Raw genomic sequence first — 25,677 nt, 5'->3', positions numbered from 1 at the left:
ACGGTGTCGTGCCTTTCGTTCGCGACTGCGGGGCTGATGCTCATCGGTCTTCCCCGATGCGCAGTTGAGTGGCGGTCAGGCGGCGGCGCATGGTCGCCGAGACCGCGGCGCTGAAGGTCAGCGCCAACAGCAGCAGGCCCGCGCCGGTGGCGACCACCGGTGGCCAGTCGACGCTCAGCAACGGCGGTGGATGGGGTCGCTCGGCGGACGGGGTGAGGATGACCAGGGGTGCCATCGTCGCGGCGACCCCGACCCCCACCGCCAGGCCGACCAGCACACCCATCCCGGCCAGGAACGACTGCTCGGCCAGCAGCGACCGGGCGACCAGGCGGTGTCCGGCGCCGAGGGTGTGCAGCACGGCCAACTCGGTGGCTCGTCGACGGGCGGTGGCGCTGACGTCCACCGCCACCCCGACGGCGGCCAGCAGCACCGCGGCGAGGGCGGCGGCGAACAGCGCACCGCGGGCACCCACCCCGAACGGGTCACGGGCCAACTCGTCGGCGACCCGTTCCCGGTTCAGCACGGTCAGGCCGTCGAGCGCGGCGGCCGCGTTCGCCGCCTGTTCCGCCTGACCGGGCCGGGTGGCCAGCCACCACTCCTCCGGTGGACGGACGATGCCGTAGTCGTGGAAGAGCCGGGTGGCCAGCGACGGCAGGTCGACCAGCAGCGCGGCGTCGTCGGTGTCGCCGGGTGCCGCGACCATGGTGTCGACCATGGTCAGGTCGACGTCGGCGCCGCCGAGGAACAACTGGGTCTGCGTGCCGATGTCGCGCCGCAGTGCGGCCAGCGCCTGCGGCGTGGCCACCGCCGGCACCAGACCGCCGGCCGCGGGTCGGGAGATGCCCAGCCGCAACGTCTTGCCTCGGGCGTAGATATCCGCTCCCTGGCCTCCCACGTAGCTGACCTTCAGGGTGTTCCCGGTGGCCCTCGGTGCGGCCACCGGACCGGACGGGTTGACCATCCGCCACGGGCCGTCGGCCGCCAGGTCGACCGGTTCCCCACGAGAGGCGTCCCGGCTGGCCCGCAGGTCGGACAGCTGCCAGTCGATGGTGATCCGGTCGCTGCCGGCGGTCTCGACGGTGAAGCCGACCAGCCGCCAGGGCGTGTCTGCGGCCGGCAGTTCGACGGAGAAGGGCAGCCGGTCGCCGTTGCCGGTGACGCCGAGCAGCACCCGCCGGTATCCGTTGCCCGGTCCGGAGAGCACCGCATGGTGGCGTACCGGAGCGACGGCGCCGAACGGATGGTCGATCCTGGTCCGAAGTTGTCCGGTCAGTTGTCGGGTGCCCGCCGGCAGCGGGGTCGCCGGTGCCGTCACACGCCCGGCGGTGAGTCCGTCGAACAGCGTGTCGGCCGAGCCGTCGGCCAGGTCGGGACGGATCCGCACCACCTCACCGGCGGACTCGGCGTCCCAGGCCAGCACGGTGAGCGGTTGCAGGTCCGGCCCGACCCGCAGGCGGTCCCGCCAGCCGGCCAGGACCGCCGTCGTGCCCGGCAGCTCGGCGAGCCGGTCGGCCCGGTCGTCGGGTGCCGATCCGTCGGTCTCGGTCAGCCGCAGGTCGGCGCCGACCTGGTGGGCGGCCTGGTCGTCGAGGGACTGTCGGGACGTACTGGCCAGTGACCAGGCGAGGGTGCCGACCGCGACGGCGAGGGCGAGCAGCAGCACCGGACCGGCGTGCGGTCGCCGACCGGCCTGCCAGGTGCCGAGCATGGTGGCGGTCCACGGCCTGCGGTCCACCCAGCGTTCCACGAGTCGGACCAGTGGGGGCAGCAGCCGCAGGGCGAGCACCGCCCCGGCCAGCACCCCGAGCGTGGGTGCGGCGGCCAGCAGCGGGTCGATGCCCAACTCGCCGCCCCGGCTGCGCGACAGCGGTGAGGAGTACCGGCTCAGCTGGTACCACGCCAGCAGGGCCAGACCGACAAGCAGCACGTCGAGTCCGGCCCGTTGCACCATGCCGCGGCGGCTCGGCCGGGAACGGCTGGCCAGGTCGGCGACGTAACTGCCGCCCCGGCGCAGGCTCGGCCCGATCATCGCCAGCGCGCAACCGGCGGCCGCGGCCCCCGCGACCAGCCAGATCATCGCGTCCAGTGACACGTCCGGGCGCAGCGACACCGCGGCGAGCCCGGGGAGGTGCCCGGCCAGGCCGAGCAGTTCGGTGACGAGCAGCGGGGCCAGGACGGCGGCGGGCAGGACGACCAGGGTGGCCTCGCGGGCGGTCAGCCCGGCCAGTTGCCATCGGCTGGCGCCCCGGGCGCGCAGCAGCGCCGTCTCACCCCGGCGGTGCTCGGTGAGCAGGACCGCGACGAGCAGCAGCGCGTACCCGCCGAGGACCACCACCAGCAGCATCGGAGTGACCAACGCGGAACGGCCGACGAGGGTGGCCTGCTGCAGCCGGGGCACCAGGCTGGCGAGGTCGCTGATGGCCACCGCGGAGTCACCGAGGCCGGCCTGCGCCGTGGTGGTGGTGACGATCCGGGTGGCCACCTGCGCCAACCGGTCCAACTCGCCGGTGGTCCTGATCGTGGACAGGTCGGGTTCGACAAGCCAGCCGGCGGAGGCGTTGGCCAGGAAATGGGTGACGAAGTCGTCGCGGTGCACGATCATCGGGCCGTAGGTGGCCGCCTGCGGCAGCGAACCGGTCGCCGTCTCCGGCGCGAGCCGCCAGTACGCGGCGTCGGGGTCCACCGGCGTGAACACCCCCACCACTGTCACCTCGGTGACCCGTTCGGTGAGTCCGTCGGTGATCGGGATGCGGTCACCGACCCCCACCCGCAGCGTCGCCGCGGCCGCGGCCGCCAGGGCGGTCTCCGGTCGCGCGGAGCCGGCCTGCGGCCAGGCGCCCGCGGTGAGCCGGGCGTGCTCCGGCAGGTCGTCGAGGAACATCACCGAGGCGTAGATGCTGCCGGTACGGTCGGCGGTGGCGTCACCGGCGTCGCCGCGCAACTGCCGGCCGGCCGCGTACCCGGCGGAGGTGACCCGGGCGGCCAACCCGTCCACGTCGACGCGTACCTGCTCGCGTAGGGCGGTGTCGCGTTCTTGCAGGGCGTCGGCGGTACGCCCGGCCGACGACCGGATCAGCACCGAGCGTTCCTGCGGGGTGGCCGCGGCGAGCACGTTACGGGTGCCCGAGTCGACCACGTCCCGGTTGTACGCGGCCAGTCCGGTGAGGGCGACGGTAGCCACCAGCGCCGCCCCGGCGGCGGCCAGCAGCAGCCCTTTCGTGCCTCGGGCACGCCGCAACGCGAACCTCATTCGACCTGTACCCCCACCGGTTCGCGGGGCGCCGACGGCCCCTGCTCACGTCTCGTCATGCACCAGAAGGGGCGGGACCCGGGGAAAGGTTCGCAGCAGTGATCATTTTGTTATCCGCCGGTCGTACAGACCGGTGGCGGGGGACGGCCGTCAGGCGTCGACGGTGACGCGGGGACCCAGGTCGCCGCTGCGGTGATGACGCCGGCAGAGCACCTGGTAACGCACGTCGGCGGTGTCGACAGTGTCACCGATGACGACCTGCTCGCCCTCGCGGACCACCCGCCCGCCGGCGACCCGGGCGTTGAGCAGCCCTTCACGCCCGCACCAGCAGAGCACCTCGACCTGGATGCGGGCCACCGTGTCGGCCAGTTCGAACAGTCGCTGGGCGGCGGGGAACAGGCAGGACCGGAAGTCGGTGGCCAGGCCGAAGGCGTACACGTCGACGTCGTAGCTGTCGACCAGCTCGGCCATCTGCTCGACGTGCTGCACCGAGTAGAAGCTGGCCTCGTCGCAGATCAGGTAGTCCACCCGTACCCCGTCGGCCCAGGCGTCGCGGACCAGTGCCCGCAGGTCCACCTCGTCGGTGATCTCGATCGCCTCGTGGGCCAGCCCGATGCGGGTGGTGACCTGCGGGCCCAGCGAACGGTCGATGCGGGTGGTGACCAGCCCGCGCCGGCCCTGCCGGGCGTGGTTGTAGTTCATCTGCAGGGCCATCGTCGACTTGCCGCAGTCCATCGGCCCCCAGTAGAACCGCAGCGCGGCAGCGTGCGCGGGCCGCCCGTCGACACCACGGGCGGCGACACACCCGGCCGGGGTGTCACTCGACCCGTCCAGCGCGGGTCGGGACAAACAGGTCGGCACGGCGTCTGCGGGGCTCGTCACGGACGGGCAGCCTAGCGGATCGGCGGCGACGGGCCGATCACGGCGGGGCGCGCGATGTGCCTCAGAGCACCCGTGGCGGGGTGTTGCCGGCCGCGACGATCGCCCGACGCATCGGCACCGCCAGCAGCAACACGAAACCGACCACGAAGAAGATCAGCAGGGAGACCAGACCGACCCGGTAGGAGTTGGTCAGCTGGAACACCAGGCCGAACGCCAGCGGGCCGAGCCAACTGGTGCCCTTGTCGCTGATCTCGTAGAAGCCGTAGTACTCGCCTTCCTTGCCGGCCGGGATCAGCTGACTGAACAGGGAGCGGCTCAGCGCCTGGCTGCCGCCGAGCACCAGGCCGATGGCCGCGCCGAGGATCATGAACGGCAGCGGTGCCTCGGCCGGCAACCGGAACGCCCCGACGATCACCGCGGTCCACAGCACCAGGCTCAGCAGCACCGTCTTCCAGGCGCCGATCCGCCCGGCCAGCGCGCCCAGGCCCAACGCCCCACCGAAGGCCAGGAACTGCACCAGCAGGATCGTCACGATCAGGGTGCTCTGGTCCAGCCGCAGCTCCTCGGTGCCGTACTGGCTGGCCAGGGTGATGACGGTCTGGATGCCGTCGTTGTAGACCAGGAACGCGAGCAGGAAGAACAACGTCAGCGGGTACGCCTTGACCTCCCGCAGGGTGCGGCCGAGCTGCCGGAATCCGTCGGTGAGCACGTTGCCCCGGCCACCGGCGGCCAGCGCCGCGGCGGTGGGGTGTTCCCGCAGCCAGCGCAGCGGCACCAGGGTGAACACCGCCCACCACAGGCCCGCCGAGACGATCGACCAGCGGGCCAGGTCCAGGGTCCGCTCGGCGGTGCCGTTGTCGAACGACTGCACCGCGACCAGGTTCAACGCCAGCAGCAGACCACCGCCGAGGTAGCCCAGCGCCCAGCCCCGGCTGGAGATGCCGTCGCGTTCGTCCGGGCCGCCCAGCTGCGGCAGGAACGAGTTGTACACCACGATCGCCGCACCGAAGCTGATGTTGGCGACCATGAACAGCAGGCCGCCGAGCAGGTACCGGTCCCCGGTCACGAAGATCATGCCGATGGTGGCGAAGGCACCGGTGAACGCGGTGGCGGCCAGCAGCCGCTTCTTGTGCAGCGACCGGTCGGCGATCGCCCCGATCACCGGCAGCACGAAGACGGTAAGCAACACCGACAGTGAGATCAGGTACGGGTAGTAGGAGCCGGCCGCCACCTTGATGCCCAACGGGTACACGTAACCGTTGCAGTCGGCACCCAGTTCACACCCGGCGGCGACCTTGGCCACGCTGGTCAGGAACGGCCCGAGGAACACCGTGATGACGGTGGTCTGGAACGCCGAGTTGGCCCAGTCGTAGAAGTACCAGCCGGTGCGCTCGCGGCGGGTGCTGGCGGGGGGAGGAGCGTCGTCCTGCGCGGTGGGGGTCACCGTCTCGGCCATGTGGGGTCCCTTGCCCTGTTTGTTCAGGCGGCCCAGTGGCCGCGGCTGCGGTAGACGTCGCGCAGCACGCCGACGTGGTCGGTCATGATGCCATCAACACCAAGATCAAGTAACTCGTGCATCTCGGCAGGTTCGTCGATCGTCCAGACGTGCACCTGCAACCCCAACCGATGCGCCGTACGCAGAAACCGGCGGTCGACCAGCGGCAGCCGGCCGTAGCGCACCGGCACCTGCGCGGCCACCACCGACGGCGGCAGGCGCAGTCGCCGCCCGGTCAGCGAGGCCCAGCGCAGCCGCGCCACCCCCCGGACCCCGAGGCTTGTCGCCACCTGCTCGCCGGTCAACGCCCGCAGCCTGCTCAACCGGCTGTCGCTGAACGAGGCGAGCAGCACCCGGTCACCGGCGCCGGCCCGGGTCACCGTGGCCACCGTCGGCACCACCGCCCGGTCGGACTTGACGTCGATGTTGAACCGCACCTGCGGCCAGGCGTCGAGCACCTCGTCGAGGCGGGGCACCGCCGCGGCCCCACCGACGCGCACCGCCGCCAGGTCGGCCCAGCGCAGGTCGGCCACCCGGCCGGGTGCGCCGGTCACCCGTTGCAGGGTGTCGTCGTGGAACACCACGGCCACGCCGTCGGCGGTGGCGTGCACGTCGGTCTCCACGTACCGGTAGCCGAGGTCGATCGCACGGGCGAACGCCGCCGTGGTGTTCTCGTCGCCGTCGGCGGCACCGCCACGGTGCGCGAACGCCAGCGGGGTCGAGCCGTCGAGGTAGCGCGAACGGGGTGGCACGCAGCGCAGTATGCCCGGCCCCGGTGACCTGCGGGTGGCGGGGACGTGGCCGCCACCCGCACCGGGCACCGGCGGACCGGTTGTGCTATCCACACTCCATGATCGAGAAGGAGTCCCGCACCGTGACCGACATCCGCACCCACCGGTTGATCTACGGGTGCATGGGGTTGGGCGGGGGCTGGGACCGGCAACCCTACGGCCCCGCGGAGATCGACGCCGCCGAGGCCGCCATCGTCGCCGCCCTGGAGGTGGGCGTCACCGCCTTCGACCACGCCGACATCTACCGCCACGGCAAGTCCGAGGCCGTCTTCGGTGAGGTGCTGGCCCGTACGCCCGGTCTGCGCGAGCGCATCCTGCTGCAGACCAAGTGCGGCATCCACCTGCCCGACGGTGACCGACCCGGCTACTACGACCTGCGCGGCACCCACATCCGGCACAGCGTCGAGCAGAGCCTGACCCGGCTGCGTACCGACGTGATCGACGTGTTGCTGCTGCACCGGCCGGACCCGCTGGCCGACCCGGAGGACGTCGCCGAGACGTTGACCGCGCTGCACCGGGAGGGCCTGGTGCGGTACTTCGGCGTGTCGAACATGGCCGCCGCACAGATCGCCTACCTCCAGGCGCACCTGGACCTGCCGCTGATCGTCAACCAGTTGCAGATGAGCCTGGCCGACCGCGACTGGTTGGAGGCCGGCGTCCTGGTCAACACCCCGCCCGCCGCCACACTCGGTTTCCCCCTCGGCACCGTCGAGCGCGGCCTGCTCGACCGGGTCGGGGTGCAGGCCTGGGGTCCGCTGGCCCGGGGCCGGTTCACCGGTGCCGCCCAGACCCCGGCCGAGCACGCCACCACCGCGCACGTGGCGGCCCTGGCCGAGCAGCACGACACCACGCCGGAGACCATCCTGCTGTGGTGGCTGCAGCGGCACCCCGCCCGGATCGTGCCGGTGATCGGCACCTCCCGGCCCGAGCGCATCCGCGCCTGCGCCGACGCGGTACGCCGTGAACCCGACCTCACCCACGAGCAGTGGTACGAGCTGTGGCTCACCGCCCGCGGCGAAGCCCTGCCGTGACGACCCTGACCGCCTGATCCGACCCGGCCGGGCCCGACCCTGATCGACCCGAGCCGGTCGGATCGGATCAGTCGGCGGCGGTGCGTCGCCGGTGGGAGCGGCTGGTGTCGACCGGCCGTCCCGGGTCGACGTGCCGGGGCCGGTCGGGTTCGTCCGGGCGCAGCGGGGCGAGGGTGTCGGTGAGGGCGTCGATGATCCGGTCGGTGGCCAGCCGGGCCACACCGGGTCGGCTCGCCGTCAGGTCGGCCAGCGGCACCGGTTCACCGAAGTGCACCCGGATTGTCGGGCGACGCAGCAGGGCGCGGGTCACGCCACCGAGCAGTCCCTTGGGCGCCTGGTAGGGCAGGACCTCGTGGGAGCCCCACTGGGCGACCGGGATGACCGGGGCGCCGCAGGCCAGGGCGAGCCGGGCGGTGCCGGTCTTGCCGCGTTCGGGCCACAGGCCCGGGTCCAGGCTGATGCGCCCCTCCGGGTAGACCAGGATCACCGCACCCGCGGTGACCGCCGCGGCGGCGTCGTCCAGCGCCCGGTGCACTGCGCTGGTGCCCCGGTCGACGCGGATGTGCCCGGCGGCGCGCATGGCGGCACCGATCACCGGTACCCGGAACAGCCCGCCGGTGGCCATGATCCGGGGCGCGATCCGGCGCTGCCGGCAGGCGGCGGTGAGGACGATCGGGTCGAACGGGCTGATGTGGTTGGCGGCCAGGATCAGCGGCCTGTCGCGCAGCGACGCGGGCAGGTCGCCGGTGACCTCCAGCCGAGCCAGCAGCGCGACCACGCCACGGGCGAGCGCCTGCGCGGCGCGCCAGATCAGCGGAGCTTGCCAGGGGGAGTGCGCGAGGTCCATCAGCGGGCATGGTCGCATGCCCGAGCCACCTACCGATGCCTGGGGGCGTGAGCCCTGCGCAGGTTGTCGCCCGGCTGAGCGGGCGGCTCGGCGACGCGCGGCCATGCACAGTGCCGTCATCGCCGCGATCGGGCTGATCGCGGCGGGCCCTCCGGCAGAGGTGAGCAGGGTCATTGGTCCCGGGCCCGTTCGGGCCCCTCGACTCTGCACTTTGCTGTACGACGAGCGGTAGTATCTACTACGTCTTGTAGTATGAGCAGCAGCCTGGGGGGTCGCAGGTGGACGCGTTGGACGTCGCCCGCTGGCAGTTCGGTGTCACCACCGTCTACCACTTTCTTTTCGTTCCACTGACCATCGGGCTGTCCGTCCTGGTCGCCATCCTTCAGACCCTCTGGCACCGCACCGGTAACGAGAAGTACCTCAAGCTCACCAAGTTCTTCGGCAAGCTGTTCCTGATCAACTTTGCGATGGGTGTGGTCACCGGCATCGTGCAGGAATTCCAGTTCGGCATGAACTGGAGCGACTACTCCCGCTTCGTCGGTGACATCTTCGGCGCCCCGCTGGCCATCGAGGCCCTTGTCGCCTTCTTCCTCGAATCCACCTTCATCGGCCTGTGGATCTTCGGCTGGGACCGGCTGCCCAAGCGCCTGCACCTGGCCAGCATCTGGGCCGCCGCGATCGGCACCAACCTGTCGGCCTACTTCATCCTCGCGGCCAACTCGTTCATGCAGAACCCGGTCGGCTACCGCTTCAACCCCGAGACCGGCCGCGCCGAACTGACCGACTTCGTCGCCGTCCTGACCAACAAGGTCGCCCTGATCACCTTCCCGCACACCATCGCGGGTTCCTTCCTCGTCGCCGGAAGCCTGCTGGTCGCCGTCGCCCTGTGGCACCTGATCCGCAACCGCGACAGCGCCGACACCCCGGCGTACCGCTTCGCCGCGAAGTTCGGCTCCTGGGTCACCCTCGTCTCGGCCGTCGCCGTGTCCATCACCGGCGACATCCAGGGCAAGATCATGACTCAGGTGCAGCCGATGAAGATGGCCGCCGCCGAAGGGCTCTACCAGACCGAGAGCCCGGCCTCGTTCTCCGTACTGACCGTCGGCAGCCTCGACGGCAGCCGCGAACTGTTCGCCATCAAGATCCCCTACCTGCTGTCGTACCTCGGCACCGGCGACCCCAACGGCACCGTGCAGGGCATCAACGACCTGCAGGCCCTCTACACCGCCCAGTACGGCCCCGGCAGCTACACCCCGATCATCCCGGTCACCTACTGGAGCTTCCGCTTCATGATCGGCTTCGGGCTGGCCGCCGCCGCCATCGCCCTGCTGGTCCTCTGGACCCACCGCAAGGGCCGCACCACCCCCAACAGCAAGTGGCTGCTGCGCGCCGGCCTGGCCATGCCGATCCTGCCCCTGCTGGCAAACTCCTTCGGCTGGATCTTCACCGAGATGGGCCGCCAGCCCTGGATCGTCTTCGGCGAGATGCTCACCCGCGACGGCGTGTCCCGCAGCGTCTCACTCACCGAGGTCCTCACCAGCTTCACCGCCTTCACCCTCATCTACGCCGCCCTCGCCGTCGTCGAGGTCAAACTCCTGCTGCGTTACGCCAAGGCCGGGGTCCCCGACGTCACCCCCGACCCCGAACCCGACGACACCGACGACAGCGAGCGCCCGCTCGCCTTCGCCTACTGACCCGGAGCCCCATCGTGGAACTGACCACCATCTGGTTTCTCCTCGTCGCCGTACTGTTCACCGGCTACTTCATCCTCGAGGGCTTCGACTTCGGCGTCGGCATGCTGCTACCGGTACTCGGCCGTGACGACCGGGAACGCCGCGTCATGATCAACACGATCGGGCCGGTCTGGGACGGCAACGAGGTCTGGCTGATCACCGCCGGCGGCGCCATGTTCGCCGCCTTCCCCGAGTGGTACGCCACCCTCTTCTCCGGCTTCTACCTGCCGCTGCTGCTCATCCTGCTGGCCCTGATCGTGCGTGGGGTCGCCTTCGAATACCGCCACAAGCGCCCGGAGGCCTCCTGGAAGCGACGCTGGGACGCCGCCATCTTCTTCGGCTCCCTGGTCCCGGCCATCCTGTGGGGCGTCGCCTTCGCCAACATCCTGCGCGGCGTACCCCTGACCGCCGACCACGAGTACGCCGGCGGCCTGTTCAACCTGCTCAACCCGTACGCCCTGCTCGGTGGCGCCACCACCGCGGCCCTGTTCCTCACGCACGGCGCGGTGTTCATCGCCCTCAAGACCGTCGGCGACATCCGGGACCGCGCCGCCGCCCTGGCCGTACGCCTCGGGGTCGGCACCGCCGTGCTCGCCGTGGCCTTCCTCAGCTGGACCCTGACCATCCGCTCCAGCACCGCCGCCGTGGTCTTCGCCGTCGGCGCGGCACTGGCCCTGCTCGGTGGTCTCGCCGCCGCCAAGGTACGCCGCGAAGGCTGGGCCTTCACCGGCACCGCGGTGGCCATCGCCCTGGCCGTGGCCACGCTGTTCGCGGCGCTGTTCCCCAACGTGCTGCCCTCGACGCTGGACCCGGCCGGCACGCTGACCGCCGTCAACGCCGCCTCCACCCCCTACACGCTGAAGATCATGACCTGGGTGGCGGTGATCTTCACCCCGATCGTGCTGGCCTACCAGGGCTGGACCTACTGGGTGTTCCGCAAGCGCATCGGCGTCGCCCACATCCCGCAGCACTGAACTGATCGGCCATCGGGCCGGGGGCCACGGCCTCCGGCCCGATCCGGCACCATGGCGACCATGCCCCGCCTGCACACCCACACCTACGCCACCACCGTCACCTGGACCGGCAACCTCGGCACCGGCACCAGCGGCTACCGCGACTACCGCCGCGACCACGACGTCACCGCCGACGGTCACCCGGTCATCCCCGGCAGCTCCGACCCCACCTTCCGCGGCGACCCGACCCGCTGGAACCCCGAAGAACTCCTGCTCGCCGCCCTGTCCCAGTGCCACATGCTGGCCTACCTGCACCTGTGCGCCGACAACGGCATTGTGGTCACCGACTACGTCGACCACGCCAGCGGCACCATGACCACCGACAACACCGGCAGCGGACGCTTCACCGACGTCGTCCTGCACCCGGAGGTCACCGTCGCCGACCCGGACACCGTCGACGCCGCCACCGCCCTGCACGACGACGCCCACCACCTCTGCTTCATCGCCAACTCGGTCAACTTCCCGGTCCGCCACCAACCCAGCACCCGCACCGGCTGAGCGGACATCACTATCGTCAGGCCGTGCAGCTGACCATCCGCGAACTCACCGCAGACGACCTGCCCGCCGCCTGGCAGCTCGGCCGACTCACCTTCGGCGGCGACCCGCAGCCGCCCCCGCAGCCCGCCGCTGCACCCGCCGGCCGCACCAGCTACGGCGCTTTCGACCCGGCCGGCACCCTTGTCGGCAAGGCCGTCGACCTGCACGACGAGCAGTGGTGGACCGGCCGGGCCGTACCCGCCGCCGACGTCGCCGGGGTCGCCATCGCCCCCGAGGCCCGCGGCACCGGCATCGCCCGGGCGCTGCTGCGCGCTCTGCTGCGGGGCGCCCACGAACGCGGCGCCGCCGTCAGCACCCTCTTCGCCACCACCAGCGCCCCCTACCGTGCCCTCGGCTGGGACGTCGCGGGACACCTGCGCACCCTCGACCTGCCCACCACCGCGCTGCCCCGACACCGGCCGGCACCGCACCTCGTCGTACGCGCCGGCACCCCCGCCGACCTGCCGGCCACCGTCGACCTGTACCAACGCGTCGCCGCACACCGCAACGGCCTGCTCACCCGCACCCACCCCCGCTTCGCCCCCGGCGACGAACTGCCCTACGACGGGCTCACCCTCGTCGAACACGACGACACCCTGGTCGGCTACGCCGGCTGGAACCGCGGCCGTGGCTACGGCCCCGACTCCGTCCTAACCGTCGAGGACGCCCTCGCCACCAGCGCCGACGCCGCCCGCGCGCTCATCGGCGTGCTCGCCAGCTGGCACAGCGTCGCCCCCACGGTGCGGCTGACCCCGCTGACGGGTGACGCCCTCAGCGCACACCTGCCTGTCGAACGCGCCCGCGAACACGAACGCGACACCTGGATGCACCGTCCCGTCGACGTCGTCCGCGCCGTCGAAGCCCGCGGCTGGCCCGCACACGTCCGCGGGCAGGTCACCTTCGCCCTCACCGACGAGCTCGCCGACTGGAACACCGGCACCTGGCAGCTCACCGTCGCCGACGGCCAGGCCCGGCTGCGCCGCAGCAGCACCGACACCGACCTGCACCTGACCGTGCGGGGGTTCGCCCGCCTCTACACGGCCACCGCCACCGCCCGCACCCTCGCCGAAGCCGGCCTCCTGCAGCACCGCACACCCGACCCGGGCGCCCTGGACCTGCTCGCCGCCGGCGCACCCGCCCAGGCCCTCGACTACTTCTGACAAGCGAGCGTGGGGCCCGGGGCATCGGCCCCGGACCCCACGTCACCGACTCCGCTCAGCTGGCCTCGCGCAACTCCGCCAGCCGGGCCTCGATCTCGGCCAACTCGGCCCGCAGCTTCTCCGCCTGCCGCTCGGCCTCGGCGCGTTCCGCCGCCAGGATCTGCTCCACCGCCTCGTGCACCCCCGGCACGTCCACCAACGCCACCATCCGCAGCGCCTCCGCCGGCTTCACCACGTACGGCTTCGCCAGCGCCTTCGCACCCTGCTGAGCGGCGACCGTCCACTCGCCCTCGGCGTACGCCAAGGTCACCGTCAGCCCTGCCGGGCCCTTCGGCTTCGTCGCCTTCACCGCCCGCCGGGCCGGCTTCGCCTCCGCTGCCTCCACCTTCGACTCCTCCCGCACCTTCGGTTCCTCCCGACGTGGCTGCGGCACCTGGTCCAACACGAACTCCGGCTCCGCCGCCACCGGCTCGGCCGGCGCAGCCTCCACCTTCGACTCCGCCGGTCGGCGACCGGCGCCGCGCGGCGCCATCGCCACATCTGCGGGGGAGAAGGGCAACTCGTCGCGCCCGAAGCGCACCACCACGAACTCGTCGGACACCGACGGATCGGTCAGCTCGACGACCTGACCCAACTGCCCGGCGATCTGACCCGCCGCCGCCGTGAACATCACCTTCGGCTTACGGCCGGCGGCCAGCGCCTCCCGGATGCCACGAACCTCGTCATCGGACAAACCCTGGTCAGCGGCACCCATCACACGACCTCTCCCTCGTACACGTGTTCAATCGCCTGCCTTGATACCAGCCGCCGCCGACAACCCGAAGATCAGCCCCCACGCCCGGGCCGCGCGCGTCCCCCACCCGCCCACCGACCACGACATCGGTGTGCACCCGGTCGTGTGCTGCGCCACATCACGCTGCCCACCGCATCGACCGTCACGGTAACGTCGCCGCCACCGGTCGGGACAGGGGAGAAGGTCAATGACACCACCGGTCACCGTCATCACCGGCGGCAGCCGTGGCATCGGCGCCGCCACCGCCCGCCGCCTCGCCGCCGCCGGCCACCATCTCGCCCTCGGCTACCGCCGCGACCACGCCACGGCCGAGGCCGTCGCCACCGAGCTGCGCGCCACCGGCGTACGCGTCGTCGTCGTCCCCGCCGACACCCGCGACCCCGACCAGGTCAGTGCCCTGTTCGACGCCGCCGCCGCACTCGGCCCCGTCACCGGGCTGGTCAACAACGCCGGCATCACCAGCCCGATCGGCCCCTTCACCGACCTGCGCGTCGACGACCTGCGGGAGGTCGTCGACGTCAACCTCGTCGGCTACGTGCTCTGCGCCCAGCAGGCCGCGCACCGGATGACCGACGGCGCGGCCATCGTCAACATCTCCTCCGTGGCCGCCACCCTCGGCAGCCCCGGGGAGTACGTGCACTACGCCGCCGTCAAGGCCGCCACCGACGCCCTGACCATCGGCCTGGCCAAGGAACTCGCCCCCCGGGGCATCCGGGTCAACGCCGTCGCCCCCGGCATCATCCGCACCGACATCCACGCCCTGTCCGGTCAACCGGACCGGCCCGACCGCGCCGCCGCCCGCATTCCGCTGGGCCGCCCCGGCGAACCCGACGAGGTCGCCGCCGCCGTCGCCTGGCTGTTGAGCCCGGACGCCTCCTACACCACCGGCGCCGTCCTGCGCGTCGGTGGCGGCCTCTGAGGCGGACCGGTTCAGCACGTCCTGCCTGGTCGCGCCGTGTCATCGTCCGGTCCGGGAGCGGTCACGAATGGGTTGACCCGGTCCCACCCCAGCCCCTATCGTTCCAGTACGTAGAACGGCGTACGGCTCAGTCGAACGATTTGGTAGGTGTGGGTGATGGAGAAAGCACTGGGCATCATCGTCCCACCGGCCAACCCGACGGTGGAGCCTGAGCTGCGCCGGCTGCTGCCGCTGCGCGTGCGCCACCACGTGGCGCGCCTGCCGGTCGTGGACGGCCCGCTGGCACAGCGGCTGGACCGGTACGCCGAACTGCTGCCCGAGACCGCCGCCACCCTGCAGGGCCTGGACCTGGCGGCCACCTACGTCGCCTGCACCGGCTGCTACTACCGGCCGGGGCACACCGACGCGCACCGCACCGACGACGCGGCGACGCAGCGACTCGGCTCGCCGGTGTTCGGTGCCGCGAGCGCGGTACGGCAGTTGCTCGACCGTCTCGGCGTACGCTCGCTGACCCTGGTCTCGCCGTACCCGGACTGGCTCACCGAGCAGGCGGCGGCGTTCTGGCGCACCACCGGCCGTACGGTCGGCGCGCCGGTGCGGGTGCCGGGCACGGGCGCCATCTACGACCTGACCTCGACCACCGTGCGCGACACCGTCCGGCAGGTGCTGCAGGCCGGCGGGTTCCCGCCCGGGCATGCGGTGCTGTTGACCGGCACCGGCGCGCCCAGCCTGGACGTGCTCGACGAGGTCCTGCCGACCGCACCCGTGCCGGTGCTCTCGTCGAACCTGGCCGGCGCCTGGCAGTTGCTGGAGACCGCCGGCGCGACCGACCTGGCGGGCGAGTCGCCGAGCGCGGCGCTGCGGCAGTTGGCCGCGGTCGTGGCGCACACCTCGATGACCGGAGTCGTCGGCGACATCGCCGGCGGGAAGGAGTGAACGTGGCGTCACCCAGCCACCCCGTACAAGCACCGGTCGTCGTCCTCGGCGGCGGACCCGTCGGCATGGTGACGGCTCTGGCCCTGGCCCGACGCGACATCCCGGTGATCGTCCTGGAACGCGGTCAGGACGAGGTGCAGTCGGAGTGGCGGGGTTCGACCGTCCACCCGCCGACCACCGAACTGCTCGACGAGCTGGATCTGGCCGCACCGATGCTCGCCGAAGCGGTCCGGGTGCACCGGCTGGACTACCGCGACCTCGAGCTGACCGAGACGGCCCGCTTCCCCTACGAACTGCTGGAGGGCGAGACCCGTTACCCGTTCCGTCTGCAGTTCGAGCAGTACAAGCTGGTCCGGCTGCTGCGCCAGGCGGTCGCGCAGGACCCGAACGTGGACATCCGGTTCGGACACGACGTGGTCGGGCTGCGTCAGGACGACACCCAGGTCACCCTCGACGTCGCCGTGGACGGCACCCGCACCGCGGTGACCTGCAGCTGGGTGGTTGCCGCCGACGGCGCGCACAGCACCGCCCGCAAGCTGCTGGAGGTGCCGTTCCCCGGCTTCACGTACCCGACGATGAGCCTGGTCGTGGCCACCCCGTTCCGTTTCGAGGACGCGGTGCCCGACCTCGGCGCGGTCGGCTACTGGTCCGGCCCCCGCGGCCGCTTCTCGCTGATCCGGACCCCGGACATCTGGCGGGCGGCGCTGTCGACCGGGACCGGGGTCGACGACGAGCCGCCGTCGGGCACCCACCCGGACTTCCTGGCCGCCGTCGCGCTGCTGCTGGGTGATCGGCCGGACGCCGGTGAGCTGCCGCTGAGCCAGCACCAGATGTACCGCAGCCACCAGCGGCTGGCGGCCTCCTTCCGGATCGGTCGGGTGCTGTTGGCCGGCGACGCCGCCCACCTGAGCAGCACCACCGGCGGAATGGGACTGAACTCCGGGATCCACGACGCGGTGGCGGTCGCCGCCGCCCTGGCCGAGCCCGACCAGGACGCGGCCACCGCGGCGTACGCGCAGCGCCGCCGGTCGATCGCCGAGCAGTTCGTCCAGCCGACCACGACGGAGAACCGCACGTCGGCCGACGGGGTCGAGTTGGCCGGCCGCCGCGAGCGGTTGATCCGCCTGCGGACGCTCGCGGAAAACCCCGAGGATGCCAAAGAGTATCTACGTCGTGTCAGTATGCTCGGCATCCAGCACTAGACTCCGGGCGCTCGCGGCGGCCCGTACGGGCCGCCGCGAGCGCGCGGCAGGTGTCAGCACGATCAGGGCCGAATGGGGGATCAGCGGTGCCGGTGATTGAACCAGCGGACGGTCACCGCTACACGACCAGCGGCCTCGGTCGCGCGTTGGCCGTGATCGACCTGCTCGCCGAACGCAGTCCGGACATGGTCGGAGTGTCCACTGTCGCGCGTGAGCTGGATCTGCCCAAGGCGGTGGCCCACCGCATCCTCAAGGAGCTGACGGCCAACCAGTTCGTCACCTTCGACGAAGGCACCCGGCGATACCGGTTGGGGTCCGGTGCCCTGGCGGTCGGTCTGGCCGCGCTGCGCGCCATCGACGTCCAGGCCGTCACCAATCGCCATATGCGTCGGTTGACGGAGGCCACCGGGGAGACCGCGACCCTGTCGATGCGGCAGGGCTGGGTACGGGTCTACACCGACCAGGTGCTCTCACCGCACGAGATCCGAATGTCGGTCACGCTCGGTTCCCGACATTCGCTGCTCGCCGGGTCGTCGTCCAAGGCGATCCTGGCGGCGCTGCCCGACGCCGAGGTGGCCGAGTATCTCGCCGGCCATGAGCTGGTGCCGCTCACGGCGGCCACCATCACCTCGGTCGAGCAACTCTGGGCCGACCTGCGGCAGGTTCGTGAGCAGGGCTACGCGGTCAGCCAGGGTGAGCGGCAGGCCGGCGCCGCGAGCGTGGCGGCGGCGATCCGCCTCGCCTCGGGCGAGGTCTACGGTTCGCTGTCGCTGTGCGGGCCCCAGGACCGTTTCTCGCCGCGTCTGCTTGCCGAGTACGGCGACCTGGTGGCCGATGCGGCCCGTCAGGTCAGCGCGGAGCTTGGCTACCAGCCGGCCGCCACCCCTGCCCCGGCCGAGCCGGAGCAGGGGGACCGCAGGCGTGTGGCGCGGCGTCAGGCGGCCCGGTCCACCACGGACCAGTCCGAGAGCAGCTCGGCCGAGGTCGTCGTCTCGCAGAAGTAGAACCCGAGGTTGCGGATCGCCGCCTCGGCGAGGTCCGCGCGGGTCCAGCCGACCAGGTCGGTCGGCATCGTGGTGGCCAGGTCGGCCATGTACGCGTCGCGGATGGTGGAGTCCACGCAGACGTTGGCGGCCGTCCCGACCACCACCACGTGGTCGCGTCCGTGCGCGCGCAGCAGGTTGTGCAGGGGTGTGCCGACGAAGGCGCTGTAGCGGGTCTTCTCCAGGTGGCAGTCGCCCGGCTCGGGCCGCAGCCCTTCGGCGAGTTCCGCGCCCCAGGAGCCTGCGGCGCAGACGCTGAGCGGGCTGCGTCCCATCGCTTCGGCGCGGGCCCGTCGGGCCGGTGAGACGAGCTGTTCGTGGGCGGCCTGCCGTACCCAGACGACCAGGCAGCCGGCGTGGCGTGCGCGGTCCAGGAAGCTCGGCAGTCGACCGGCCACAGCGGTGTTGACCTGCACGTCGGCGCCGAGGGCCGCCATCGCGCCGGCGGGGGAGCAGAAGTCGTTCTGCATGTCGATGACCAGCACCGCAGTGCGTTGCGCCGAATGTTTCATGGCGTTAACTCCCGGTTCGGGGGATTGGTATGGAACCAGTGGCGCCGAGTCCGGCCCCGCGGACCATTGACCTTGCCGCCGAACATAGCTTACGTTCGCACCAACAGAACGGCGTACTGCACAAGCGAACAATCTCGCGATTATCGCGAGCCCGGCGGGCGACAGGGGTGGCCATGAGTGCGATCAAAGTGGAGGGTGTCAGCAAGGTTTTCGCCGGCGCCGGCGGGCAGTCGATGCTCGCGCTGAGCGACGTCTCGCTCGACATCGCCGACGGCGAATTCGTCGTGCTGCTCGGCCCGTCCGGTTGCGGCAAGACCACCCTGCTGCGGATCATCGGTCAGTTGGAGAGCCCCACCGTGGGGCGGGTCCGCCTCGACCACGGCGACCGACCGGAGCGCGCCGACCGGCCACTGGGCTTCGTCTTCCAGGAGGCGACCCTGATGCCGTGGCGCACGACCGGCGCCAACGTCGCCCTGCCGCTGGAAATGGCCGGCATGGGTCGGCGGGAGCGCACCGAGAAGGTCCGCGAGATGCTGACCCTCGTCGGGCTGCCCGAGGCGGAGAACAAGCTCCCGCACCAGCTCTCCGGCGGTATGCGGCAGCGCGTCTCCATCGCCCGCGCGCTCGCGCACGACCCGCAGGTGTTGCTGATGGACGAACCCTTCGGCGCCCTGGACGCGCAGACCCGCGACATGATGAACGTGGAGTTGCAGCGCATCTGGCTGGAGAACCGCAAGACGGTCGTCTTCGTGACCCACTCCGTCTCCGAGGCGGTGTTCCTGGCCGACCGGATCGTGATGCTGGGGACCAAGCCCGGCCACATCCACTCCATCACCGAGGTGACGCTGCCCCGGCCGCGGACCATCGACATGACCGAGTCCGCCGAGTTCCGCCACCTCACCGCCGAACTGCGCCGTCAGATCGGCGAGGTGCAGGACACCGAAGCCCGCCCCGCCGTCTCGGCCTGACCCGTACTCGAGGTGTCGCACGTGACCACTACAGACCAGCGCCCCTCGGCGCCGACATCGCCCTCCGGACAGCTCCTGCGGCCCCCGCCACCGACCTGGTCGCAGCGACTGCGCAACAACCGCTGGCTGTCCTTCTACACCAGCCCTCTGCTGATCGCGTTGTTCCTGCTGGCCTGGAAGCTCTACGTCGAGATCACGGACCTGTCCCGGTTCGTGCTGCCGCCACCGGAGGCGGTGTTCACCTCGTTCATCGAGCAGATCACCGACCCGTTCGTGTGGCAGACCCACATCTGGACGACCTTCTACGAGGTCATGATGGGCCTGGCGCTGGCGATCGTGCTGGGCGTCGGACTCGGCCTGCTGATCGGCAAGTCGCCGCTGTTCGACCGAATCGCCCGGCCGTTCATCGTCGGCACCCAGGTGGTGCCGAAGGTCGCGCTGGTGCCGCTGTTCATCCTCTGGCTCGGCTTCGGCCCGTCGTCCAAGGTGGTCATGGCGGCTCTGCTGGCCTTCTTCCCGCTGCTGATCAACACCTCGTTCGGCATCCGCTCGGTGCCCGGCTCCATGCACGACCTGATGACGACGTTGAAGGCGTCGCGCTGGGAGCGGTTCTGGCGCGCCGACCTGCCGTACACGATGCCCTTCATCCTGGCCGGCATGGAACTGGCGGTCGTGCAGGCCACCATCGGCGCGATCGTCGGTGAGTACCTCGGCGGCGACAAGGGCCTCGGCCGGTACGCGGTCAACCTGCAGAACGGCCTCCAGGTCGACAAACTGTTCGGCGCGATCCTGATCATGGCACTGTTCGGCTTCACCCTCTACAGCATCGTCACCGGCGCCCGACGCCTGCTGATTCCCTGGCACGAGTCGGTGCAGCCGCGACGCACGCCCTGACGGGCCGCACCCCCCTCTCAACCCCCACGCAGATCCACGGTCGGCGCCGCGACGCGGCGCGGGCGGACCTCTCCTTGCCTTCATCCCCCTTCACCCCCATCCAGCAACTTCCTCGGCACCGGGAGCTTCTCGTGAAAAATGACCGTTCCATCGGCGCGCCGGTCTCGCGGCGCTCGTTCCTCCGGCTCGGCGCCACCGCAGGGCTGCTGCTGCCCAGCGCCGGCGGCATGACCCTGCTGCTCAGCGGCTGCGGCAGCGACGACAACAAGGTAAACGCCGACGGCAGCATCTCCGGCACGTACATGGCCGCGTCCAGCCTGACGCTGAGCTACGTGGAGACCATGGTCGCCAAGGAGCGCGGCTACTTCGCCGAGTACGGCCTGGACATGGAGATCAAGGGTGGCCAGGGCACCGCCACCGCCATCCAGGCGGTGCTCGGTGGCTCGGCCGACCTGACCCGAGCCAACGGCATCAACGCGGTCATCGCGGTGGCCAACGAGCAGGCCCCGCTGGTCAGCATCGCCAGCCTGCGGCAGAAGTCGCAGTTCGAGGTCGTCTCCATGCCCGACAAGGCGATCCGCAACCCGGCCCAGCTGGCCGGGCGCACCTGCGGCATCGTCTCCACCGGCGGTGCCACCGAGAACCTGCTCGACGTCATGCTGATCAACGCCGGGGTCGACCCGAAGACGGTGAAGCGTCCGGTCACCGGTGTCGGCACCGCCGCGTACGAGCTGGCCCGCAAGGGCGAGGTCGACGCCTGGATCTGCGTCAACACCGACCGCGCCACCATCCAGAAGGACATCGGCGAGGTCGTCTTCTTCAGCACCGACGAGTTCGCCCCGATGCCGTCGGACTCGTACAACACCAGCCTCAAGATGATCGAGTCGGACAGCGAGATGCCGGTGAAGTTCCTCGCCGGTGTGCTCAAGGCCATCGAGTACGCCAGCAAGGAAGAGAACTGGGACCAGGTCATCGAAGACCTGCGCAAGTACAACCCGGAGGCCAACCCGGCCCAGGCCCGCGCCGAGCTGCCGCTGCTGGTGGAGAGCTGGCTGGCCGCCGGCCCGGACAAGGTCCTGCAGATGAACGAGCAGACCTGGCTGTCCGGCCAGGAGAGCCTGATCAAGGCCGGCCTGGTCAAGTCCGCGGCCCCGATCGAGAAGCTGATCTACAAGGACTACCTCGATCGCGCGAGGAACCTGTGACCAGCGGCCCGGCCGCTGCCAGCGCCGCGGCGGCGGTGCTGGCAGCGGCGGCGGCCAGCGGCGTGCAGCGGCTGTGGTTCAACAGCGGCTCCGAGCTGACGTCGTTCCAGGAAGCCCACGCGCAGGCCCGCCACCACGGCCGGCCGACCCCGGAACTCATCACCTGCCCGCACGAGCACGTGGCGCTCACCGCCGCGATGGGCGAAACCATGGTCACCGGACGGCCCGCCATGACCGCGGCCCACGCCGACCTCGGTCTGCTGCACCACGGCGGCGCCATCCACAACGCCATGTGGGGCGACCACCCCATCATGATCATGTCGGGTTATCCGCCCACCCGCGCCGAGGCACGCACCTCACCGGTGTTCTGGAAGCAGCAGCGCTGGGACCAGGGCTCGATCGTGCGGCAGTACGTCAAGTGGGACTACAAGCTGTCCGCCCTCGACGACGCCGGCCTGGTCGTGGCGCGCGGCCTGCAGGTCGCGCTCGCCCCCCGACCCGGCCCCGTCTACCTGGCGATGCCCGAGGAAGTGGGCCGGTACCCGGTGCCGGCCGACGGCCCGACTCCCAGCGCGCAGATGCTCGGCATTCCACGGCTCGGCCCCGGCGACCCCGACGTGGTCAGCGAGGTGGCCCGCCGGTTGACCACCGCCCGACGGCCGGTCGTCGTCACCGACCGGGTCGGCGTGAACCCGCAGGCCGTCGCGTTGCTGGCCGAACTGGCCGACACCCTCGGTGTGCAGGTGCGCGCCTCCCGCTACCGGATGAACCTGCCGGACGACAACCCGTGGCACACCACCGATGCGCTGGACCAGTTCGACGTCATCGTCGTGCTGGACCACCCGGTGCCGTGGATGCCGGCCGTGGAACGGCCGCGCGACGACGCCTGGATCGGCTGGGTGGGACCCGACCCGATCGAGAGCCGGGTGCCGCTGTACGAACTGCGCGCCGACGCCCGTACCACCGCCGATCCGGCGGCCTTCCTGGCCGCGGTGCTCGCCGAGGTGGGCTCGGCCGGGCCGGGTGACGCCGACAGCATCCGGCGACGCCGGCAACACCCGCCGGCCGCCGGCCGGGCGCGGCGCAGCACCGACGGCGGGGCGCCGGCGAGCGGCGTACCCACTCCGGCGCTGATCGCCGCGGCGCTGGACCGGCACCTGCGCCCCGACGACCTGCTGACCTGGGAGGTGTTCGACACCACCACGGTCAGCCGGACGAAGCCGGGCACCCTGTTCGAGAAGGGCGGGTCCAGCCTCGGCTGGTCCGTGGCGGCGGCCACCGGCGCCAGCATCGCCGCCGGTGGCGCGCACGCGGTGGCGGTGACCGGGGACGGCTCGTACCTGTTCGGTTCGCCCGACTCGTGTCTGTGGTTGCAGCAGCAGTGCGACGCCCCGGTGGTCACCGTGGTGGTCAACAACGGCGGCTACCGCACCGGCACCACCACGCTTGCCGCGCACTACCCGGGCGGCCTGGCGGTCACCGAACCCACAGTGCTCGGCGGCCACCTCACCCCGTCGCCGGACTTCGCTGCCCACGCCCGATCCCAGGGCTGCTACGGCGAACGGGTGGTCGCCGCGGCCGACCTGGCCGCCGCCCTGGACCGGGCCCGCACCGCCGTCGAGCGGGACCGGGTGCCGGCCGTGCTGGACGTCTGGGTGCCCGAACACCTCACCGGGTCGATGGACCCGGGACGCCGGGCGCGCACCCCGGCCGATGAAGGGAACACCGATGGTTGATGTCGTCTCGCCCATCGACGCGCAGGTCCTGGCCCGCGTCGCACCCACCGCGCCGGCCGACGTGGACGCCGCCGTCCGGGCGGCCCGCGCCGCCCAGCCGGCCTGGGCGCGGCGTACCGGCAGCGAGCGGGCGCGGGTCCTGCACGCGATCGCCGACCTCATCGAGGCCCAGGTCGAGGACCTGGCCGAGACCGAGACCCGCAACACCGGCAAGATCCTCAGCGACACCCGCCGTGAGGTACGCCGGGCGGCCGGCAGCTTCCGCTACTACGCGGGCTGGGCGGAGCAGGTACGCGGGGAGACCATCCCGGTCGGGCCCGAGTACCACACGTACACGGTGCCGGAGCCGCACGGCGTGGTCGCCGGGGTCATCCCGTGGAACGTGCCGTTCTTCTTCGCCGCCAAGAAGATCGCCCCGGCGCTCGCCTTCGGCAACGCCTGCCTGCTCAAGCCGGCCGAGGAGACACCGTTGACCGCCCTGCGGTTGGGCGAGCTGCTGGCCGAGGCGGGCATTCCGCAAGGGCTGGTGCAGGTGCTGCCGGGCGGCCGGGAGACCGGCGCGGCACTGGTGTCGCATCCGGGCGTCGACCTGATCGTGTTCACCGGGCACCACGACACCGGCAAGGCCATCGCCCGCGCGGCGGCGGCCAACCTGACCCCGATCGCGTTGGAGTTGGGCGGCAAGTCGCCGCAGGTCGTCTTCCCCGACGCCGACCTGGACCGGGCGGTCGACGCCGTGGTGCTGGGGGTCTTCGCCTCCTGCGGTCAGATGTGCATCGCCGGTTCGCGGCTGGTGCTGCACGAGTCCATCTACGACGAGGTCCTCGACCGGGTGGCCGCGCGGGTACGCACGTTGCAGGTGGGTGACCCGTTCGACGAGCGGACCGACCTCGGCCCGCAGATCACCGCGGCGCAGCGGGACAAGACGGTGGCGTTCATCGCCGAGACCCGCAGCGCCGGCCGGCTGGTCGCGCAGGCCGCGCTGCCCGACGACGAGCGGCTGCGGGACGGCTTCTACGTGCCGCCGACGGTGTTCGACCGGCTCGACGAGGGCGCTCGCGTGTTGCGCGAGGAGGTCTTCGGGCCGGTGCTGGCGGTGTCGTCGTTCCGCGACGACGCCGAGGCGCTGCGGCTGGCCGACGACACCCAGTTCGGTCTCGCCGCCGGTGTCTGGACCGCCGACATCGCCCGGGCGCACCGCTTCGCCGGGCAGGTACGCGCCGGCACGGTGTGGATCAACACGTACCGGGTGCTGTCGGACCTGGTGCCGTTCGGTGGTGTCGGGCTGTCCGGCTACGGCCGGGAGAACGGCACCGAGGCGGCCCGGCTCTACCTGCGCCCCAAGTCGGTGTGGACCTCCCTGGCCGGTGGCATCCCCCAGGGGTACGGCATGGGAGGCGCGGGTGCGGCAGGCTGATCGCCCGGCCGATCCGCCGGCCGACAGGCCAGCCGATGAAGAGGGACGTGGCGGTCTCGCGTTGCTGCGGGACCGCCGCTTCGGCCCGTACTTCTTCGGGTCGCTGGCGTCCAACACCGGTACGTGGTTCCAGAACGTCGCGGCGATCCTGACCATCTTCGCGCTGACCCGTTCGGCGTTCATGGTGGGTCTGGTCACCGCCCTGCAGTTCGCCATGCAGTTGGTCCTCGCCCCGGTGATCGGGGCGGTGGCCGACCGGGTCGACCGGCGGCTGCTGATCATCGTGGGGCAGACGTTGGGCGGCACCGCCGCCGCCGTGCTCGCGGTGCTGGCGTTCCTGGACGCGTTGAATCCGTGGCTGCTGCTCACCTTCGTCGGACTGTCCGGGGTGGGTCAGGCGGTCACCGGTCCGGCCGCGCAGGCGCTGGTGCCCAACATCGTCGGCCGTGCCGACGTCCCCCAGGCGATCGCCCTGCACTCGTTGACCTTCAACCTGTCCCGGGCCATCGGCCCGGTCGCCGGTGCGGCCACCTATGCGCTGGCCGGGGCCGGTACGGCGTTCGCCGTCAACGCCGCCAGCTTCCTGGTGTTCGCCGCGGCGTTGAGTCGCGTACGGCTGCCCCGGCCCGCCGCGGGTACCCGCCCGCGGGGCCGGTTGGGGGTCCTCGGCGGTCTGACCTATGTGCGTGGCCGTCCCGAACTGCTGCGTTGCCTGGTGGCGGTGGCGCTGATCGGGTTGGCGATGGAGCCGATCAACACCTTGTCGCCCCTGTTCGCCGAGGGGTTCGGCGGCGGTGAACTGCTGGTCGGTGTCTTCATCACCTTCTTCGGCATCGGTTCGGCGTTGATCGCCGGCTGGGTGGGGCGGCTGCGCCGCACGATGGGCAGTGGCCGCACCGGGGCGGTGGGGGTGTTCGCCCTGGGCGCCGGGATGGTGCTGCTGGCGGTCAGTCCCGGCCCGGTGATGGCCACGGTCGGCATCGCCCTCGGCGGAGCCGGCTACCTGCTGGCCGTCAGCGATGTCAACGCCACCATGCAGCACGGCCTGGCCGACGAGGTACGTGGCCGGGTGATGGCCCTGTGGTCGATGTGCTTCCTCGGCATCCGGCCGGGGGCGGCGATGCTGCACGGCTGGCTGGGGGACACCTTCTCGGCCCGTACCGGGGCGTTCGTCGCGGCGGCGGCGGCGATCGCGGCGGCGGTGGTGCTGCGGCCTCGGCTGACCCGGCATCAGTCGAGGTGAGGGGTTGTCTGCGTTGACCCCACACCTGATCCCGGACTATTCTGCTGAGCGAAACGCCGTTCGCTTGAAG

At 71.6% G+C, this 25,677-nt stretch carries 22 protein-coding genes; 15 read left to right on the top strand and 7 right to left on the bottom strand.

Features of this window, described 5'->3' with window-relative positions; genetic code table 11:
- Positions 1-40: 40 nt before the first annotated feature.
- The 4 genes from EG812_RS24705 to EG812_RS24690 all read right to left on the bottom strand — a co-directional run bounded on the left by EG812_RS24705 (position 41) and on the right by EG812_RS24690 (position 6,379).
- Complete coding sequence (locus tag EG812_RS24705; RefSeq protein WP_126712916.1) at positions 41-3,250, bottom strand: FtsX-like permease family protein; 3,210 nt, start codon at positions 3,248-3,250, stop codon at positions 41-43.
- Positions 3,251-3,400: 150 nt separating this feature from the next.
- A complete protein-coding gene (locus EG812_RS24700) occupies positions 3,401-4,132 on the bottom strand; it encodes a thymidine kinase (protein ID WP_043720896.1) in 732 nt (243 codons plus the stop codon).
- A 61-nt stretch (positions 4,133-4,193) separates the two neighbouring features.
- Positions 4,194-5,588 (bottom strand): MFS transporter, encoded by a 1,395-nt coding sequence (locus tag EG812_RS24695; RefSeq protein WP_013733865.1) that lies wholly within the window; start codon positions 5,586-5,588, stop codon positions 4,194-4,196.
- A 23-nt stretch (positions 5,589-5,611) separates the two neighbouring features.
- Positions 5,612-6,379 carry a glycerophosphodiester phosphodiesterase family protein gene (locus EG812_RS24690; RefSeq protein WP_126712915.1) on the bottom strand — a complete coding sequence of 256 codons (768 nt, stop codon included), beginning with the start codon at positions 6,377-6,379 and terminating at the stop codon, positions 5,612-5,614.
- Between the two features lie 98 nt (positions 6,380-6,477).
- On the opposite strand from EG812_RS24690, the gene EG812_RS24685 reads away from it, so the two are divergent.
- Complete coding sequence (locus EG812_RS24685) at positions 6,478-7,449, top strand: aldo/keto reductase (RefSeq protein WP_013733867.1); 972 nt, start codon at positions 6,478-6,480, stop codon at positions 7,447-7,449.
- A 67-nt stretch (positions 7,450-7,516) separates the two neighbouring features.
- On the opposite strand, the gene EG812_RS24680 is transcribed toward EG812_RS24685, so the two are convergent.
- A complete protein-coding gene (locus EG812_RS24680; RefSeq protein WP_013733868.1) occupies positions 7,517-8,296 on the bottom strand; it encodes a lysophospholipid acyltransferase family protein in 780 nt (259 codons plus the stop codon).
- A gap of 278 nt (positions 8,297-8,574) precedes the next feature.
- Here EG812_RS24680 and EG812_RS24675 point away from each other — a divergent pair, with 278 nt between their 5' ends.
- Genes EG812_RS24675 through EG812_RS24660 form a run of 4 tightly spaced genes read left to right on the top strand, consistent with a single transcriptional unit; the run spans position 8,575 to position 12,739 of the window.
- Positions 8,575-9,990 (top strand): cytochrome ubiquinol oxidase subunit I, encoded by a 1,416-nt coding sequence (locus EG812_RS24675; RefSeq protein ID WP_126712913.1) that lies wholly within the window; start codon positions 8,575-8,577, stop codon positions 9,988-9,990.
- Positions 9,991-10,004: 14 nt separating this feature from the next.
- On the top strand, positions 10,005-11,003 hold the full coding sequence (cydB, locus tag EG812_RS24670) for a cytochrome d ubiquinol oxidase subunit II (protein WP_126712911.1): 999 nt from the start codon (positions 10,005-10,007) through the stop codon (positions 11,001-11,003).
- Between the two features lie 51 nt (positions 11,004-11,054).
- The gene (locus EG812_RS24665; RefSeq protein ID WP_126712909.1) at positions 11,055-11,540 is read left to right on the top strand and encodes an OsmC family protein; all 486 of its coding nucleotides are present in this window, start codon (positions 11,055-11,057) and stop codon (positions 11,538-11,540) included.
- Between the two features lie 29 nt (positions 11,541-11,569).
- Entirely contained in the window at positions 11,570-12,739 is a 1,170-nt protein-coding gene (locus EG812_RS24660) for a GNAT family N-acetyltransferase (RefSeq protein ID WP_126713015.1), read from the top strand.
- 55 nt (positions 12,740-12,794) lie between these two features.
- Here EG812_RS24660 and EG812_RS24655 read toward each other — a convergent pair whose 3' ends face one another.
- Complete coding sequence (locus EG812_RS24655; RefSeq protein ID WP_126712908.1) at positions 12,795-13,493, bottom strand: hypothetical protein; 699 nt, start codon at positions 13,491-13,493, stop codon at positions 12,795-12,797.
- Positions 13,494-13,719: 226 nt separating this feature from the next.
- On the opposite strand from EG812_RS24655, the gene EG812_RS24650 reads away from it, so the two are divergent.
- The 4 genes from EG812_RS24650 (at position 13,720) to EG812_RS24635 (ending at position 17,593) form a co-directional block, all read left to right on the top strand.
- The gene (locus EG812_RS24650) at positions 13,720-14,451 is read left to right on the top strand and encodes an SDR family oxidoreductase (RefSeq protein WP_126712907.1); all 732 of its coding nucleotides are present in this window, start codon (positions 13,720-13,722) and stop codon (positions 14,449-14,451) included.
- A 156-nt stretch (positions 14,452-14,607) separates the two neighbouring features.
- Complete coding sequence (locus tag EG812_RS24645; protein WP_126712906.1) at positions 14,608-15,387, top strand: aspartate racemase/maleate isomerase family protein; 780 nt, start codon at positions 14,608-14,610, stop codon at positions 15,385-15,387.
- Between the two features lie 2 nt (positions 15,388-15,389).
- Positions 15,390-16,589 carry an FAD-dependent oxidoreductase gene (locus tag EG812_RS24640; protein WP_043720907.1) on the top strand — a complete coding sequence of 400 codons (1,200 nt, stop codon included), beginning with the start codon at positions 15,390-15,392 and terminating at the stop codon, positions 16,587-16,589.
- A 92-nt stretch (positions 16,590-16,681) separates the two neighbouring features.
- Positions 16,682-17,593 carry an IclR family transcriptional regulator gene (locus EG812_RS24635; protein ID WP_233579619.1) on the top strand — a complete coding sequence of 304 codons (912 nt, stop codon included), beginning with the start codon at positions 16,682-16,684 and terminating at the stop codon, positions 17,591-17,593.
- On the opposite strand, the gene EG812_RS24630 is transcribed toward EG812_RS24635, so the two are convergent.
- Positions 17,524-18,144 carry a cysteine hydrolase family protein gene (locus tag EG812_RS24630; RefSeq protein ID WP_013733878.1) on the bottom strand — a complete coding sequence of 207 codons (621 nt, stop codon included), beginning with the start codon at positions 18,142-18,144 and terminating at the stop codon, positions 17,524-17,526. The two genes, EG812_RS24635 and EG812_RS24630, sit on opposite strands and share 70 nt — an antisense overlap.
- A 173-nt stretch (positions 18,145-18,317) precedes the next feature.
- Between EG812_RS24630 and EG812_RS24625 the strand changes: the two genes are divergently transcribed.
- The 6 genes from EG812_RS24625 (at position 18,318) to EG812_RS24600 (ending at position 25,607) form a co-directional block, all read left to right on the top strand.
- Positions 18,318-19,112, top strand: coding sequence for an ABC transporter ATP-binding protein (locus EG812_RS24625; protein ID WP_013733879.1), 795 nt, complete (start codon positions 18,318-18,320; stop codon positions 19,110-19,112).
- A 21-nt stretch (positions 19,113-19,133) separates the two neighbouring features.
- Entirely contained in the window at positions 19,134-20,006 is an 873-nt protein-coding gene (locus tag EG812_RS24620) for an ABC transporter permease (RefSeq protein WP_126712904.1), read from the top strand.
- A gap of 131 nt (positions 20,007-20,137) precedes the next feature.
- A complete protein-coding gene (locus tag EG812_RS24615) occupies positions 20,138-21,211 on the top strand; it encodes an ABC transporter substrate-binding protein (RefSeq protein WP_126712903.1) in 1,074 nt (357 codons plus the stop codon).
- Positions 21,208-22,947, top strand: a complete 1,740-nt coding sequence (locus EG812_RS24610) for a thiamine pyrophosphate-dependent enzyme (protein ID WP_126712902.1) — start codon at positions 21,208-21,210, stop codon at positions 22,945-22,947. The genes EG812_RS24615 and EG812_RS24610 overlap by 4 nt, the downstream gene beginning before the upstream one ends.
- The gene (locus tag EG812_RS24605) at positions 22,940-24,364 is read left to right on the top strand and encodes an aldehyde dehydrogenase family protein (protein WP_126712901.1); all 1,425 of its coding nucleotides are present in this window, start codon (positions 22,940-22,942) and stop codon (positions 24,362-24,364) included. Before EG812_RS24610 ends, EG812_RS24605 begins: the two co-directional genes overlap by 8 nt.
- Complete coding sequence (locus tag EG812_RS24600) at positions 24,351-25,607, top strand: MFS transporter (RefSeq protein ID WP_158632535.1); 1,257 nt, start codon at positions 24,351-24,353, stop codon at positions 25,605-25,607. Before EG812_RS24605 ends, EG812_RS24600 begins: the two co-directional genes overlap by 14 nt.
- The last annotated feature ends 70 nt before the right edge of the window (positions 25,608-25,677 follow it).

This window comes from Verrucosispora sp. FIM060022 (genome assembly GCF_003977705.1).
Classification (GTDB): Bacteria; Actinomycetota; Actinomycetes; order Mycobacteriales; family Micromonosporaceae; genus Micromonospora; species Micromonospora gifhornensis.
This window is presented reverse-complemented; position numbering and strand designations above follow the sequence as displayed.